Source organism: Stenotrophomonas mori (assembly GCF_023556335.1).
In the GTDB taxonomy this organism is placed as follows: Bacteria; Pseudomonadota; Gammaproteobacteria; order Xanthomonadales; family Xanthomonadaceae; genus Stenotrophomonas; species Stenotrophomonas mori.
On sequence record NZ_JAIKTS010000002.1, the window covers coordinates 299,362 to 315,896 of the forward strand.

At 69.9% G+C, this 16,535-nt stretch carries 4 protein-coding genes; all 4 read right to left on the bottom strand.

The window, feature by feature from the left end; all coding sequences use genetic code 11:
• Nucleotides 1–10: 10 nt before the first annotated feature.
• Nucleotides 11–3,394, bottom strand: coding sequence for a hypothetical protein (locus K5L01_RS08925; protein ID WP_250064003.1), 3,384 nt, complete (start codon nt 3,392–3,394; stop codon nt 11–13).
• The gene (locus tag K5L01_RS08930; RefSeq protein ID WP_250064005.1) at nt 3,391–12,954 is read right to left on the bottom strand and encodes an SdrD B-like domain-containing protein; all 9,564 of its coding nucleotides are present in this window, start codon (nt 12,952–12,954) and stop codon (nt 3,391–3,393) included. Before K5L01_RS08930 ends, K5L01_RS08925 begins: the two co-directional genes overlap by 4 nt.
• Before the next feature lie 396 nt (nt 12,955–13,350).
• Entirely contained in the window at nt 13,351–14,169 is an 819-nt protein-coding gene (locus K5L01_RS08935) for a response regulator transcription factor (protein ID WP_250064007.1), read from the bottom strand.
• A gap of 120 nt (nt 14,170–14,289) precedes the next feature.
• Complete coding sequence (locus K5L01_RS08940) at nt 14,290–16,434, bottom strand: S46 family peptidase (protein WP_250064009.1); 2,145 nt, start codon at nt 16,432–16,434, stop codon at nt 14,290–14,292.
• Nucleotides 16,435–16,535 lie beyond the last annotated feature (101 nt).

The window sequence follows — 16,535 nt, forward strand, 5'->3', positions numbered from 1 at the left end:
CGGGTCGTCCTCAGCGGGCCGGGTCGCGGTAGCGGACCGGGTCACGGCGGAAAAGGTCTTCGTCGAACTTGAAGCGCAGGCGCAGGAACAGCCCCTGCTGGGTGTACTCGTAGCCGTTGAGGTCGCGGTCGCCTTCGAAGCCGGTCCAGTTGTAGCCGGCCGACAGCCACAGGTTCTGCCGCAGCAGGCGGCCCACTTCCACGCCGTAGGCGTACTGGTTGGCGCCGTACTGGCCGCGGAAGGTCGAGCCGAGCACGCCGACGTCCCAGTTCTCGGTGATGTCGTAGACGATCCGACCGGAGAACAGCACGGCGCGGAAGCTGCTGTTGACGCGGCCGCCGTCGCTGTAGGCGAACTGGTCGCGCTGCCACTTGCCGGCCACGCGCCCGGTCAGCCACCACGGCCGCGACGGGTGCCAGTCGGCATGCGAGGAGACGATATGGGCGCGGGTGCGCACGTCCTGGCTGGTGCCGTTCACCGCCTGGCCGCCGACCAGGGTCAGGCCGCTCTCGTCGCGCTCGAGCTTGTACTCGTAGCGCATCAGCGCGTTGACCCGGTTGCGGTCGGTGTCGCGGTAGGCCAAGCCCAGCTGGAAGCGGTCCTGCAGGACGTCGCCCCGTTCCTTGTAGTTGGTCGCCAGCAGGTAGTTGCGTCCCAGCAGGGTCCAGTCGCGGCTGAGCTTGCGCGCCACCATGAACTGCACCAGGGTGGTGTCGAACGCCTCGTTGACCTCGGTGTGCGGCACGTCCTCGGAGATCCGGTGCTCCACGCGCAGGGCGCCGCGCCACAGCGGGTTGGCGCTGTAGTCCAGCGCCAGCGCCAGGCCGGTGCTGTCGCCGGTGTCGCCGGCGATCACGTTGACCCGTTCGGCCGAGCTGCTCAGGCGCAGGCCTTCGCGGATGTCCCAGGTGTTGCGGATGCCGGAGGCGGCCTGGACGTCGCGGCCGCTGATCGCGTCGCGCAGCCGGTACTCGCTGAACGCCTGGGTATCGCGCAGGTAGGTGCTGTCGACGCCGAACACCAGCGCATCGGCCTCGCGGTCGGTGGTGGTGATGCCGTAGGCGCTGGTCAGGCCGGTCTGCTTCTCATAGCGGCCGTACAGCCGGCTGCGCTCGAACACCTGGTAGTCCACGCCGGCGGCGACCCGGCGACGGTCCTCGCCGTTGACGCTGTGCTCGTACTCGGCACCGCCGCTGAAGCGGTCGTTGAAGCGGTAGCCGAGGCCGAAGCGGGCGCTGTCCGACTCCAGCCGGGTGCCGACCGGGAGATCGCTGGTGAGCGTGCTGCCGGACGAGGAGCCGTTGATCACCATCAGCCCGGTGGCCGGGTCCAGCGCCTGCTGGCCGTAGCCGAGCGCGCCGCCGCCCATGCCGGTGGCGAAGCCGCCGGTGAGGCCGCCGGTCTGGCCGAACGGCGACCCCATCGACCAGGGCGACGTCACGCCGATGGTCTCGCGGATGCTGCGCAGCCCGAAATCCACTGTCAGCCGCTCGGTGGCGCCCACGCGCACGCCGGCGCCGCCGGCCTCGCGCTTGCCGCCGTCCGGGTTGCGGTCCTCGCTGCGCAGGCCCTCCACGTACAGCTCCAGGCGCGGACCGACCGCATAGCTGAAGCGCGCGTTGTACTCGCCGCGGCCGCCGTACAGCGGCGAGGCCGGGTTGTTGAACGCCGGGTCGGTGCGCGCCGCGAACAGCCGCGCGTCGAACTTGTCGCCGGCATGGGCGAACTCGACGCGCCACGCGTCGCCTTCCACCTCGCCGGTGACATCCTTCAGGCCCTGCGAGGTGACCTGGTTGAGCGCATTGGTGTTGACCTCGCTGCGGGTGCGCGCGAACTCGGCCACCAGCAGGGTGTTCTCGCCGAAGCGGTAGCCGGCGTTGACACTGCCCATGCGGAATTCCGCATGCGGGTTGCGGTCCTCGACCGCCGCCGCGCCGACTTCCAGGCGCTCGGTCACCTTGAGCTGGCCATCGGCGCCGAACACCCAGAACTTCTCGGTCTGCTGGTCCAGCTCGTAGGTGATGCGCAGCGAGACCGGGTTCAGGTCGCTGTCGAACGAGGGCATGAACTGGTTGAGCAGGATGCGGCCGGAGAACGGCTCGAAGCTGTAGTCCACCAGCCGTGCCAACGGCTTCACCGAGACGATGCGGGTCGGCTGGTTGCGGTCGCGCACGATCATTTCCACGCGCTCGCTGCCTTCCAGCACCGCGTTGTTGCGCAGTGCGTACGGGCCGCTGCCCTGGCTGCGGAACTCTTCGATGATCTGCCGCAGCGAATCCTCGATGGCGAACACGTTGCTGCGCACCCGCTCGCTTTCGAAGTGCCAGCCCAGGCCGGTGGCAGTGCGGTTGTAGGTGCTCAGGCTGCGCTGCGGGACCGGGCCGCTGCCACCGATGCCGGTGCTCGTGGCCAGGGTGTCGCCGGTCTGGAAGTCGCCGTACAGCAGGTAGCTGCGCTGGTTGTCGATGCGCACGTACAGGCGTTCGGCCGAACGCGCGTCGAAGCCGCGCAGCGACGAGTCGCCGTACACCGGGTAGAACTCCTCCGGCTGGATGTCGCGCAGCAGGCGGCCGCGCACGTCCTTGTCCGAGTCGTAGGCCGCGGTCAGCAGGTACTCGCCCTTGATCCGGCCCTTGACGAAGAACGCGGTACGCGCGGCGGCATTCGCCTTGCCGTTGTTGAACTGGCGCTCCCAGCGGCGGATGTCGCGGTCGAACGCGTCATGGTGCTGGACCGGCGAGATCAGCCCGGCATTGGACTTGTTGCGGAAGTTGACCACGCCCTCGATCAGGCCGGTGGCCAGCAGCTCGCGCATTTCCGGCAGGAAGCCGATCACGCCTTCGGCGGTATGCCCGCCGGCGGTGATGCGCAGCACCACGTCCTGCGGCTCGTGCGGCGCCAGCAGGTCGAACTCGGCCACGCCATCCTCCACCAGCAACTGCACGCCGGGGGTGAGCTTGTCGGCATCGGCCGCGCCGGGGCCGAACTCGTCGGTGCGCGAACCCGGCAGGCGGATGCGCCCACCGCTGTTCTCGATGGTCGCGAACGCCTTGCCGGCCAGCGGCTTGCCTTCGCCATCCAGCAGCTGCACCACCACGTGCACCGGGGTCTGGCCGTCTGCGGGCACGCCGTCGCGGTCGACCTCCACGCGCACCCTGTCCACGCCGCGGTTGAGGCTGTAGTCCACCTGCCCGGAGCGCGCGGCCAGGGTTTCCGGCGCGGCGTCGGTGCTGGCCGGCGAGCGCGGGTACAGGGTCGAGGCATCGCCCAGCACCGGGGTGAAGCGGTGGCCGCTGCCCACGCTCTGGGCCAGGGCCGGCATCGCCACGGTCGCCAGGGCACAGGCCAGCAGGCTCAGGCGCGGGGCCGCGCGCAGGGAATGACGCCGGCTCATGGCTGCACCTCCTGCGGGGCGGATGCGGACGGCGGGTTGGGTCTGGGTTCCACGATCGGTCTCTGGTTGGCCGAGTCCGTGGCCTGCTGCGGCGCACGGACCGGCTTGCTCTCGAAGCGCAGCGGCGACTGCCCGGACTCGTTCTCCGGCGCGCGCACCTCGCCCTGGGTGCGGCGGGCCTTGACCTGCTCCAGCACCGGGTTGGAGCAGCTGCCCTCGATGAAGTCGGCGCGGTGCAGCTCACCGTTCTTCAGGTCCAGGAACAGGCTGTCGGCATCGCCCAGGTTGCGGTTGCTGCTGGTGGTCAGGCGCGCGCCGAGCGGCAGGGTCGACGGATCGACCTTCAGCGTGTGGCTCTGCGGCGGCAGGCCGCAGTAGCTGTACTTGCCCTCCGAGTCGGAGATCAGCCAGGTGCCGTCGGAGAAGTACAGGCGCACGCCCGGGATGCCCAGCTCTTCCTCGTCCTGGACGTGGTTGTTGTTGCAGTCCACGAACACCTTGCCCAGCACGCAGGCTTCCTCGGTGAACACGCCACCGGTCACGCGCACGCGGTACTCGGCGCGGTTGGAGGGCACCGAGCCCGGCACCGGGGTCAGGCTCACCGGCTCGATGCAGCCGCCGTCGATCGAGCAGCCGTGGGCCTGGGCGCGGTTGACGCCGTCGCCCTGCATCGCACCGACGCCGACCCGTACGCGGTAGGTCAGCACCCGCTGCCCGCCGACGTCGATCGACCCCAGGGTGAAGCCCAGGCGCGGGCCCGGCCTGCCCAGCGGCTCGTCCAGCGCACGGCCGTCGACGCGCGCGGTGCCGTCGATGTAGGTGAAGCCGCGCGGCAGGGTGTCCACGATGTTGACCGTCTGCAGCGGGCTGCCGGCGGTCTGCCGCACCGTGATGGTGTACTGCACGGTGTCGCCGATCTCGGCGATCCGGCGGTCACCGGTCTTGGTGATCACCAGCCCGGTGGCCTCGGCGGTATCCAGCGGGATGTGGTTGTGGACGATGCCCGCGGTGGCCGAACCGGCGTACAGGGTCAGCCAGTACTGGGTGTCGCTGCCCACCGCGCCGGTCGGTGCGGTGGCCTGCGGCTGCACCGTATGGGTGGTGCCGGCGGCACCGGCCGGCGACAGGCTGCCGTCCTCCGGCACGATCAGCGTCGACACGAAGCGGTAACCGCCCGGGGGCGCCACCGTCAGCCGGAACTCGCAGCGTGCCGGCGCACCGGGGCCGAACACGAACTGGTAGTAGCCGCGGGTGCCCACGGTCATCGAGACCGCGTTGCCTTCGACGGTGTAGCCACCGGCGCCGGCGTTGAGGATCGCGGTCAGCGGGTCGTAGCCGTTGCACGCGCCCACCGGCTGCAGGGTCACGATCGAGCCCGGGACCGGATCGCGGGTGGTGGCGTCGTAGACCACGCCCGACGGATCGACCGGCAGGCTCTGCTGCGGCAGGTGTTCGCCCGGCTTGAGCACCACCTGCAGCTGGCTGTTGCCGCCATCGCTGACGCGGCAGGCGCTGGCGCCGCCATTGGCCAGCGCGGCATCGACGTCGCACGCCACCCCGGTACCGGCCGCGGTCTCGCGGTTGACCGGCCAGGCCCACACCACGCCCGAGGACGGATCGCGGAACTGGATGTTCCACTTCACGCCCGGGACCAGGTCGGCGAAGCGGTAACTGCCGTCGGCCGCGGTGGCCGCGGTCTTGACCACCGCGCCGCTGTCCGGATCGACCAGCTCGACGGTCCAGTCCTGCAGGCGTTCGTCGCCGCCGTCGAGCAGGCTGTCCTCGCTGCCGATGTCGAACCACACGGTGCCGCCGACCGAGGCGGCCAGCTGCACTTCGTTGGGAACACGGCAGGCGTTCTGGGTGATGGCCGGATCGCAGACCGGGAGGTCGGTCACCTCGCCCTCGAACGCGGCGCGCTCGGCAGGCGTCGGGGTGCGGAACTCGTTCTCACCGCCACCTTCGACCAGCACCGCGTTGTTGACGGTGCCGGCACGCGCGGCGGATTCGGCCACGTCGGCGCGCACGGTGATCGTCGACGGCGACGTCGCGCCGGCGTTGAGCACCTCCGAACTGCGGCACTGGAAGCGGCTGTCGCCACGGGCGCCGGTGCAGGTCCAGCCGTCGCCGGACGGCGTGTCCGCCAGGGTCAGGCCCGCCGGCAGGCGGTCGCTCACCAGGTACTCGCCGGACGAGGCCTTCTGTCCGCCGTTGCGCACGGTGATGGTGTAGACGGCCACGTTGTTGACGGTGAACTTCGGCGTGGTCGAGGACTTGCCGACCAGCATGTCCGGCGAATCGCCGATCTCGCCGAAGTTGTTGTCGATGGAGGACGCCCCCACCGGCAGCACGATGCCGCTGATCGCCGAGGGCACGGTGTCCCTGTCCGTGGCCACGCCGACGCTGTTGCCGTCGATGGTGCCGGCGGTGGTGATGCCGTTGAGCGTCTCCGGCGGCTGCGTCGGTTCGGTCACGGTGTAGGTGCCCGGGCGCAGGTTGTCGAACTGGTAGCTGCCGTCGACGTCGGTGGTCATGGTCACGTTGACCGGGTTGCCCAGGTCGTCGGTCCCGCTCAGCACCACGGTGACGCCGGCATAGCCGCCTTCGCCGGCCTGCTTGATGCCGTCGTCGTTGCTGTCGTTGTAGACGAAGCCGCCGATGCCGCCGGGCGGAATCTCGCCGAAGTTGTTGCCGGTCGAGGTCTGGTCGACGCCGACCTTGATGCCGGTGATCTTCGACGGCCCGTCGTTCGGCTGGCTCGGCGTACCGCCGGTGCTGCCGGCCACGGTCGTGCCGTCCAGCGTTCCGCTGGGCTGGTCCGGCTCGGTCACGGTATAGGTGCCCGGCGGCAGCTCGGTGAAGCTGTAGGTGCCGTCCGGTTCGGTCGTGGTGGTCAGGGTGATGGGCGTACCGTCGTCGGCGACGCCCTCCAGTTCGACGGTCACGCCGCCGATGCCGGTCTCGCCCGGATCGACCACGCCGTCATTGTTGCGGTCCAGCCAGACCTTGCCGGTGATGGCGCTGCTGCGCGGGATCTCGGCGAACAGGTTGTCCACCGAGGTGGCGCCCGGAACGCTCAGGTCGATGCCGGTGATGGTGCTGGGCAGCGTGGTCACCGCGCTGGCGGTACCCGAGCTCTGGCCGCCGATGGTGCCGGCGGTGGTGATGCCGTTGGCGGTGCCGGCCGGCTGGTCGGGCTCGGTCACGGTATAGATGCCCGGACGCAGGCCGTCGAAGCTGAAGCGGCCATCGGCATCGGTGGTGAGGGTGACGGGTGTGATCGGACCGAGGTCGTCGACCCCCGTCAGGGTGATGGTCACGTCCTTCAGGCCGACTTCGCCGGCGCCGGACTGGACACCGTCGTTGTCCAGGTCCAGGAACACGCTGCCGGACAGGGAGACCGGCAGGATCTCGCCGAAATCGTTGCCGCGCGAATGCTTGCCGGCGCCCAGCACGATGCCGGACACGGCCGACGGCGTGGTCGCCACCGCGGTGGCGGTACCGCTGGAAGCGCCATCGATGGTGCCCGCCAGGGTGACGCCGTTGAGGGTGGTGACGCTGGCACCGTCCACCGTGACCACCGGCTGCGTCGCCTCCTGGGTGACGGTGTAGGTGCCGCTGACCAGGTTGTCGAAGCGGTAGCTGCCGTCGATGTCGGTGACGGTGGTCAGGTTCACCGTGGCGTTGTTGGCATCGATGCCGCTCAGGATCACGGTGACCCCGGCGATCGGCGGTTCACCCGCGTTGCGGACCCCGTCGTTGTTGACATCCAGCCACACGTTGCCGGAAAGCGTGCCTCCCAGCTCGCCGAAGTTGTTGTCCGGCGACCCGCCCACCGGCAGGCCGGTGATGGTGACCACGTCCGGCGTCGCGCTGGCGAGGCCGTTCTCCTGGCCCTGGCCCAGGCCCGCGGGCTGGGTCTCGGTGATGCGGTAGTTGTGGCCGATCACGGCGTCGGCATACAGGTAGCTGCCGTCGCTGCCGGTCTCCTGGGTGTGGACAGTGGTCCACACGCCCGGGCTGGTTTCCTCCTCGATGACGATGGTGACGCCCGGCACCGGGACGTCGATGCCCGGGTCGTAGCGGCCGTTGTCGTCATGGTCCACGTACACGATGCCGCTGATCGGCGCGCTCTTCAGTTCGCCGAACAGGTAGCCGCTGGCATCCTGCCCGGCGGTCAGGCCGATGTCGCTGATGACATTGCTCACCGAGGCGTCGCCCGGCACGTCGGCGTTGCCGGCCACGTGCTTGCCGTCCAGGTAGGCCGGCTGGGTCTCGGTAATCGTGTAGGTGCCTTCCAGCAGGTCGGCGAACCGGTAGTTGCCGTCGCTGTCGGTGATGGCGGTGCGGGTGACGCCCTTGCCGGTGACGTCGGTGCCGGTCAGGGTCAGGGTGACGTTGGCGATGCCCTGCTCGCCACTGTCGCGCTGGCCGTTGTCGTTGGTGGCGGTGTTGGCCGAGAAGTCCTCGTAGACCGAACCGGACAGCGACCCCAGCTTCTCGCCGAAGTTGTTGTTGTTCGAGCCGGCCGCCGGCAGCGCCGCGATGTCGATCACGTTGCTGCTGTTTTCCGCGGCGTCGGCATAACCGTCGGGCTGGGTCTCGGTCACGCGGTACTTCTGCCCGACGCTCAGCTCCTCGAAGCGGTACTGGCCGTTGCTGTCGGTCTGCACCGTCACCGGCTCCGGATCGTCGGCGGTGCCGAAGATGCCGTCCGGACCCGCGCCTTCCAGGGTGATGGCCACGCCCATCAGGCCGCCGTTGGGCTGCGAGTTGAGGCCGTCCTGGCCGGCCGCGTCGCCGGCGTCGAAGCTGCCGTTGTTGTTGCGGTCCAGGTACACGGTGCCGGTGATGCCGGCCACCGCGTCCTCGCCGAAGTTGTAGTCGCTGCCGTCCTCGCCGCTGGCCAGCGAGATGCCGGTGATGAGGTCGGTGGTGGCATCCTCGGCCTCGGCGGTGCCACCGCCGTTGCTGCCCACGTTCACCGCGCTCGGGCGGTTGCGGTACTCGCCGTTGCCCGGCAGCACCTCGCGCAGGGTATAGGTCGTCAGCGGATCGAGGTCGTTGAAGGTGTAGAAGCCGGAGCTGTTGGTCTTGGTCGTGGTCACCACGTTGCCGGTGGCCGCGTCCAGCAGCTCGATCACCGCATCGGCGATGGCGCCGTCGCCGGCGTCGCGGACGTCGTTGTAGTTGCTGTCCACGTACACGTAGCCGGACAGCGCCGGGCGCCGCACTTCGGGGAAGTTGTAGCGCACCGCGGCGGTGTCGGCCGGCAGCACGATGCCGGTGTAGACCGAATCGGCGGTCTTGACCGGGTTGACGGTGGCGAAATCGCCGCCGGCCGAAGGAGCCTCGGCGCCGCTGGTCGGCGGATTCACCGGGCCGTTGACGTAGGTCGTCGGCTGGATCTGGGTCAGGGTGTAGCCGGCCGTGTCCGCCGGCGGCAGATGGTCGAACACGTAGCTGCCGTCGGCACCGGTGGTGGCCTCGACGTAGCCGGTGCTCCCGCCCAGCGGATTGCCGTAGGCATCGGTTCCGCTCAGCCGCAGCTTGATCCCGGAGATGCCCGGTTCACCGGCCTGCTGGATGCCGCCATGGGTGCCCGCACGGTCGCGGTCCTCGAACACCACGCCGGCCAGCGAGGACTTCTTGACCTTGATGTCGTAGGGGTCGTCGTTGTTGCCGGGATTGGGGTCGTGCTGGTCGCTGTCGGTGTGCGCGGTGTTGCGCACGTCGCCGGCGCCCGGCCAGGTGGTCCAGCGCACCGGCACCAGGATGCGGGTACGGCCGCCCAGTGCCAGGTCGCCCATGCGGCAGTCGATCGTGTTGTCGCTGCTCAGGCTGCAGTTGCCGTTGCCGGTGGTCACCACCTCGGCATCGCTGGTGGTGCCGTGCTTCTGCCACTGGATGGCACCGGCGCCGCCGAGCACTTCCAGTCCCTCCGGCAGGGTGTCGGTGACGACCACGCCATTGCCGCGCGCCGGGCCGTCGCCGCTACGCAGGCGCGACAGGCTGTGCCCCGGACCGTGGTTGTAGACCTCCAGCACGTACCAGAACGGCTGCAGCAGGTTGACCACCGGCGCGCTGGCCGGCAGCGGCTGGGTCGGATCGAGCTGCGGCTGGTCCAGCACCGCGGTCTTGGTCATCTCCAGGTCGGCGCGGAGACGGATGGTAGTCGACTCGCTGGCGTGGTTGTTGCCGGTGTTGCTCTCGTTGGAGCCGACGGTGACCTCGTTGGCCAGGGTGTCGCCACCGGCCTCCGGCGAATTGCCGTACTCGTAGACCAGGTACAGGTAGCTGGTCGAGCCGACGGCGATCACGCCCTCGCGCAGCGGGCTGGTGCCCACGCCGGGCATGGTGCAGGTCAGTTCCTGCGGTGCGCCGATCGTCGGGTTGCTGCTGCCGGCGCTGACCGCGCACGGGCTGGCGGGATCCTCGGCCAGCACCAGCGGACCGGTCATCGCGGTCTGGGTACCGGTGCGGGTGCCCACGAAGGTGACCTTCACGTCGGGACGCGGCGGGGTCAGGGTGTCGGTGATGACGGTGCCGGTCGCCAGCGACGGGCCGCTGTTGCGGACGTTGATCTGGTAGAAGAGGCGGTTCTGGGCCTCGTTGCCCGGACGCGCGTCGTAGCCCAGCGGATCGATGCCGCCCGTGAACCCCTGGTCGTACTTGTTGATGATCAGCTCGACCTTGCCGCTGTCGAAGCGCAGCGTGGCCTCCTTGCTGTCGTTGGTGGTGTTGGTGTTGTAGTCGTAGGTCTCGCCGCTGGGCAGGGTGCCCGACGTCGCGCTGTCGGGCACGCCGTCGCCATTGACGTCGAAGTAGAAGTCGGCGGTGTTGCGGAACTCACGGCCGGTGTTGCCGCTGTTGACGTTCGGACGGATCTTGATCGTCACGCTCTGCGCGTTGTTCCGCGGCATGCTCTCCAGCCGCGGGCACAGCAGGACCAGCGCTGCATCGCTGGCACCGGTATTGGCGTAGGACATGCCACTCGGCGCCGGCGTGGCGGTGATGCCCGATGCCAGCGGCGTCTGCACGGTGCAGGCGGTGCTGCCGCCGCCGGTGCGCACCGCGGAGATCAGCACGAAGCCGGCATCGTTGGCCGGAAGCGTGAAGGTGTCGCGGAACACCACGCCGGTCACGCCCGAGGCCCCCATGTTGCGGTAGTCGATGACGTAGGTGGTCTCCACGCCGGCACGACCGGGGTTGCCGGAGGTGATCTTCTTGGCGGTGGTGGCCATGTCCGCCACCGGGTGCACCTGCACCCAGTCCGACGCGCTGTTGTTGTGGTAATTGCTCTCGCCGATCGCACCCTGCCGGCTCGGATCGATGGCGATTCCGGCGGTGTTGCACCAGCTGCCGGCCGGCATCGCGGCCGTGCCGCAGGTGCCGGCGGCGCGGCCGACACTATCGGTCATGCCGCGGTTGACGCGGAAGCTGACCGTGACCGTGGCGTTCTTGGCCAGGACCTGGTCGTTGGAGCGCAGGGTCAGGGTGCTGTTGCTCCCCGTGGCACCGCTGTGCGTCCAGCCGATGGGCAGGCCGGTGATGTGGGTGACCGTGGTGGTGTTGTTGATGAAGTTCGGGATCAGGTCGTCCACCACCACGCCGGCGGTCGCGTCGCCGTCGTTGCCGATGACCAGCGTGTACTCCACGTAGTCCTCGTCCGCGGTCAGCACCTTGCCGCCATCGGGGGTGGTGGCGGTCTTGCCGATCTTCAGGTCGGCACGCAGCGCGGTGGCGCGCGCGGTGCCGTCGGCGCAGTCGTTGCCGGAAATCGGATCGCTGTTGATGCTGCCGCCGGTCTGCGGTTCCAGCGAGCCGCCCGAACCGCCGGTGCAGGCACGGTTGGTCAGCGCGTCGCCGGCGGCGAGTGCCAGCGTGTTCAGGGTCAGGCTGCGGCTGCTGCCCACGGCCACCGGGTAGGCGGCGGTCAGGGTGCAAGTGACCTTCTGCGCGGTATGACCGTCCCAGGCACGGTCCACGGAGCAGCTCCAGGTATTGTTGCCGCCGCCCACGCTGACCGACGTCCCGGGCGCGATCGGCAGCCCGGCGGCATCTACCCACTGTTCGCCCAGCGCCAGGGTGTCGACCACCTGCAGCTGGCCGGTGACCGCGCGCGGGCCGAGGTTGGTGACCTTCATTTCCGAGGTCAGCATGCTGTCGGAACGGTCGCCGCTGCCGTTGTAGATCGGCACCAGTTCCGGCAGCTTCCGCTTGGCCATCTCCAGGTCGGCGCCATCCGGCAGCACCGTGAAGGTGGCCTGGCCGCTGTTGTTGTCCGGATTCGCGTCGGGCGTGGTCGTGCTCACCTGCGCGGTGTTGGTGACCGAGCCTTCGCTGTTGGGGCCGGTGGACGGCACCAGTGCGCGCACGGTGATGTCCTCCTGGGCACCGGCGTCCAGCTCTCCACTGCGGGTGCAGCGCACGCGCTGGCGTCCCGGGGTGGGGGTGGTGACCTCGCAGCTCCAGCCGGCCGGTGCCGTCGGCGTGCCCTGGACCTCGAAGCCCTCGGGCAGGTCGTCGACCACCACGATGCCGGCCGCGGCGCTGGGGCCCAGGTTGCGCGGGGTCAGGGTGAAGGTCATTTCCTGGCCGGCCGAGGCCGGCGCCGGATTGGCCTTCTTGCTGAGGCTCATGTCGGCGCCCGCGGTCACCTGGGTGTCGACGGTGCCGGTGTTGTTGTCCGGCCGGGGATCCGGGGTGACGCCACCGGCCACGTGGGCGGCGTTGGTGACGGTGCCGCTGCCGACATTGACCTTGGCGCGGAAGCTGTAGCTGACGCTGCCGCCGTTGGCCAGCTGCCCGGCATAGGTGCCGTTGGCGCCGTCGAAGGTCCAGCCGGCACCGCTCTGGCTGCCCGCGACCAGCACCACGCCGCTCGGCAGGTCGTCGGTCACGGTGAAGCCCGAGGCAGCGCTCGGGCCGTTGTTGCGGACGGTCACGGTGTAGGTGACCTCACCGCCGCCGATCACCGGATCGGGGGTGGCCTGCTTGCTCAGCGCCAGGTCGCTGGCCGCCTGCAGGGTGGTGTCCTGGATGAAGGTGTTGTTGTTGGTGTTGGTGTCGCCGCCGTAGAACGCTTCGGTCGCGCCCAGGCTGGTGATCGGGGTTTCCAGGTCCGGCAGGGCGTTGGCATAGCCGATGGCCGCACGCAGCGTCATCAGGCCGGGCGCGCGGCCCACCGTGGAGACCCACAGCTCGAAGTTGTAGGGCGTGGTGGCGGCGTTGGCATCGTTCAGCGTCGGGTTGACGCAGACCACGCGGGTGAGCCCGGTGCTGGCGACCCCGGCGACACTGCAGCTGGAAGGCGTGGGCGCGGTCAGGCTGGTGCCGGCCGGCAGGTCGAAGATCGTCACCGTGTCGGCGGCATCGACGTTGACGCCGTTGGTGACCGTGACCTGGTAGCGGACATCCGCGCCGGCCGGTACCGGATCGTAGTCGATGTCGCTGACCGTGGTGATCTGCAGGTCCACCGCCAAGGCGGGCAGCGGCAGCGCCAGCAGCGCCGCAAGTGCGGTGCGCCAGCCGGCGCCGCGCAGGGCGCGGGCGAACACATTTCCACGCGCGCGCCCAAAGGCAGCGCGATCGGCCTGATCGTCTGAATGATGCACGGGATGTCCCCTGATTTACTGCGGTTGCGCCCTGCCCGGCTTGTCGATCAAGCGCGGGCCCGGCAACGCGGCGGTTGCCGCGCACACCGTCTCCGGCATGCGCCATTGCCCTTCCCAGGGCAAGTGGGGCGGCATTCTGGGCAGGGGGTCGGGTGAAAACAATGCCACCCGCCGTCAATTACTCACACTTGCTCACACTTGCTCACGAACGACGGCCGGATTCGGTCGTGGTGCCCCCGGCACCGGCAGCGCGGGTCCGGGCACATCGGCGCACGATTGCGCCCCCGGCACGCGCACGGGCGTGCCGGGTATGGAAGAGGCAGGTGCAGCGGCGGGATGCTAGCGGGAGACGCCGCCGTCGACGGACTCGGCAACCAGCAGATAGCCGACGCCACGCAGCGAGCGGATCGGCGGCGGTGCGCCGGTGGCGCTGCGGGCACGCAGGCGCAGGCGGTGCACCAGCACCTCCAGCCGATGCGGGTCGAAATCCCAGGGCTGGTCGGTGATCGCCGCGATCAGCCGCTCGCGGTCCACCGCCTTGCCCGGCGTGGCGAACAGCTCATGCAGGAAGCCGCGTTCGGCGGCGGTCAGGGTCAGCACCTTGCCGTTGGGCGCGCACAGGTCCCAGCCGTTGGCGCGCAGGCTCCAGGCCGCGTCCACGTCCCGGGGCGGCTCCTCGACCATGACGGCGGTGACGGGGACGGGGGCGGCCACCGGCAGCGGGGACGGTTCGCGGGACGGCAGCCCCAGCCGCCGCGCCAGGCTGTGCAGGGCCGCCACCAGCACCGGCAGCTCCAGCGGCTTGGACAGGTAGACATCGGCCCCCATCGACAACCCCTGGGCCATGTCCGCCGACCCACTGCGGCCGGTCACCAGCACGATGCCCATGCCGTCGGTGCGCCGCAGGTGGCCGGTGGCGCTGAGGCCATCCTCGCCGGGCAGGCCGACGTCGAGCACCAGGATGTCGCAGCGGTCCACCGCCAGTTCGCGGTACAACGCCTCGACGCTGCCGATGCCGCGCACCGTCGCGCCATGGCACTGCAGTTCCTCGAGCATCATGCCGCGCCATTCCGGGTCGTCCTCGACCACCCAGATCCGCACCCCGGCCAACCGACACTGGACGTCCGTCGGCGCATCCTCCTGCATCGTTTCCCCCACGTGCTTGTGCTGCCCCTGCCCGGCCATTTTAGCCAGTCGCGCAACCGCTGGCTTGAACGTACCCGACGCCGATCGTTGCGTCCGAAACCACCCGGGCGGCGGACCGCCCGGGCGCGGGGTTCATTCCTGCGGCAGGCCCATCTCCGCCAGCAGCGCCGGCGCCGGATAGACCTTGGCCAGCAGCCAGCGCAGGTAGCGCATGTCCACGTGCACGGCGCGCTTGTAGCGGGGATCGAACCACCAGCTGGCACTCACCGACTCCCAGTTGGAATCGAAGTTCAGGCCGATCAATTCGCCGCGGGCGTTGAGCACCGGCGAGCCGGAGTTGCCGCCGGTGGTGTCCAGGTTGGTCAGGAAGTTAACCGTCTGGGTCTTCAGCACCGGATCGGCGGTGCTGCCGAAATCGCCCTTGGCGATGGCGTCCAGCAGCGGCCGCGGCGCATCGAACGGATAGCGGCCGGTGTCCTTCTCGACGATGCCGGCGACCGTGGTCACCGGCGTGTAGCTCACCGCATCGCGCGGATGCAGCGCCTCGACCGTTCCGTAGCTGATGCGCAGCGTGCCGTTGGCATCCGGGTACACGGCGCGGCCCTGCCCGGCGCGCCAGGCGAACAGCGCCTGCATGTAGGAGGGGCGCAGGCGCAGCTGCTCGCCTTCGCGTTCCTTGCGGTCCCGCTCGGCGTTCAACTGCGCCATCACCAGGGCCGAGGCGACCGACACCAGCGGATCGGCCTCGATGAACCCGCCCTTGCGCGCGGATTCGAAACGCGACAGCCGCTGCGCTTCCTCGCCCAGCCGGGTGTCCGCGTACAGGGCGTCCAGGTGTCGGGCCAGCTCCGCCGGCGTGCGCCCGAACAGGTTGTCGTAGTGCGCATCGCGCTGGCCATCGGGCAGCTGCTGGTAGCGGGTAAGCAGGGCGGTGAGGAGCGCCTTCTCGACCGCCGGATCGTAACGGCGCTGCACCTGCTTCAACACGCCCTCGATCAGCGCCTGGTCGCGCTGCTGGTAGCCGCTCTCGCGCTCGGCGTCGGGCTTGGCCGACTCGATGCGGAGGCGTTCCAGCAGCAGCGCCGAGCGCAGCAGCTGGGTCTGGCTCGACATCAGCGTCACCAGGAGCTCGCTGGCGCCCACTTCGCGGTCGGCGGCCAGCGAGGCGAACAAGGCGTCGATGTCGGCCTTGTACTTGCCATCGGCGGCGGCGAGCATCGCCTGCTCGTCCTGCGCGCGCCGGGTCTTGGCATCGCTGCGCAGCAGGCCTTCCAGTTCGCCGGCGGCGCGCTTGCGGTTGTTCTTCAACGACTGCAGCTGCGAGGCGTAGCGCGTACGCGCATCGGCGTTGTCCTTGCCCTGCGCTTCGATGACGTCGATCAGCTGCTGGAACACCTCCACCCGGCGCGGCAGCACGGAATCGATCTGGTTGGCGAACTCGGCGGCGGTACGCAGGCGGTAGGTGGTGCCGGGGTAGCCGGCCAGCATCGCGTAGTCGCCCTCCTTCGGGCCGTCGGCAGCCATCTTCAGGTGCGCCGGCGGCTGGTAGGGCACGTTGTCGGTGCTGTACGGCGCGGGCCTGCCGTCCTTGCCGACATAGGCGCGCAGCAGGGTGAAGTCACCGCTGTGCCGCGGCCACATGAAGTTGTCGATCTCGTCGCCGTAGTTGCCGATGCCGCGCGGCGGCGCGTAGACCAGGCGGATGTCGGTCAGCTCCAGCTGCCGGATGCGGTAGAAGTCGGTGCCGTAGTACATGTTGGCGACCGAGCAGCGCACCCCGCCCTCGGCCTCGCAGTCGGCGACGATGCGCTTGCGCGCGCCTTCCACGGCATCGTAGTAGGCACGGCCGGTCTTGCCGCGCGCGTCCTTGAGGACCTCGTCGGTGACCTTGTCGAAGCCCACCGTCACCAGCACCCGGTAGTCCGGATTGGCCGAACGTTCGTCGGTGCGGTCGCGGGCGATGAAGCCCTCGTCGATGAGGTCGTGTTCCTTGCTGGCGTTGTACTGGATCACGCCATAGGCCACGTGGTGGTTGGTCAGCAGCAGGCCGTCGCCGGAGACGAAGGCGCCGGTACCGCCCCCGACCCGCACCACCGCGCTCAGCGGCGGCGCGGTGACATCGGCCAGGCCGCGGGGTTCCCCCTGGAACCCGGCGTCCTTCAGCGCACCCGCCAGCTCCGGCAACTGCGTGGGCATCCACATGCCCTCGTTGGCGTGGGCGGCGGTGGCCAGGGACATGCCCAGCGCCAGGGCGGCGGCAAGCGGTGTGCGGGTCATGGAAGCTCCAGCGGAAGGCAATACAGGCGCCGACAGTAGCGGCGCCCGCACGGAGCGGCAACCGCCAGCAGTCATGCCGCCGCCCGCGGTTCCGGTACCCG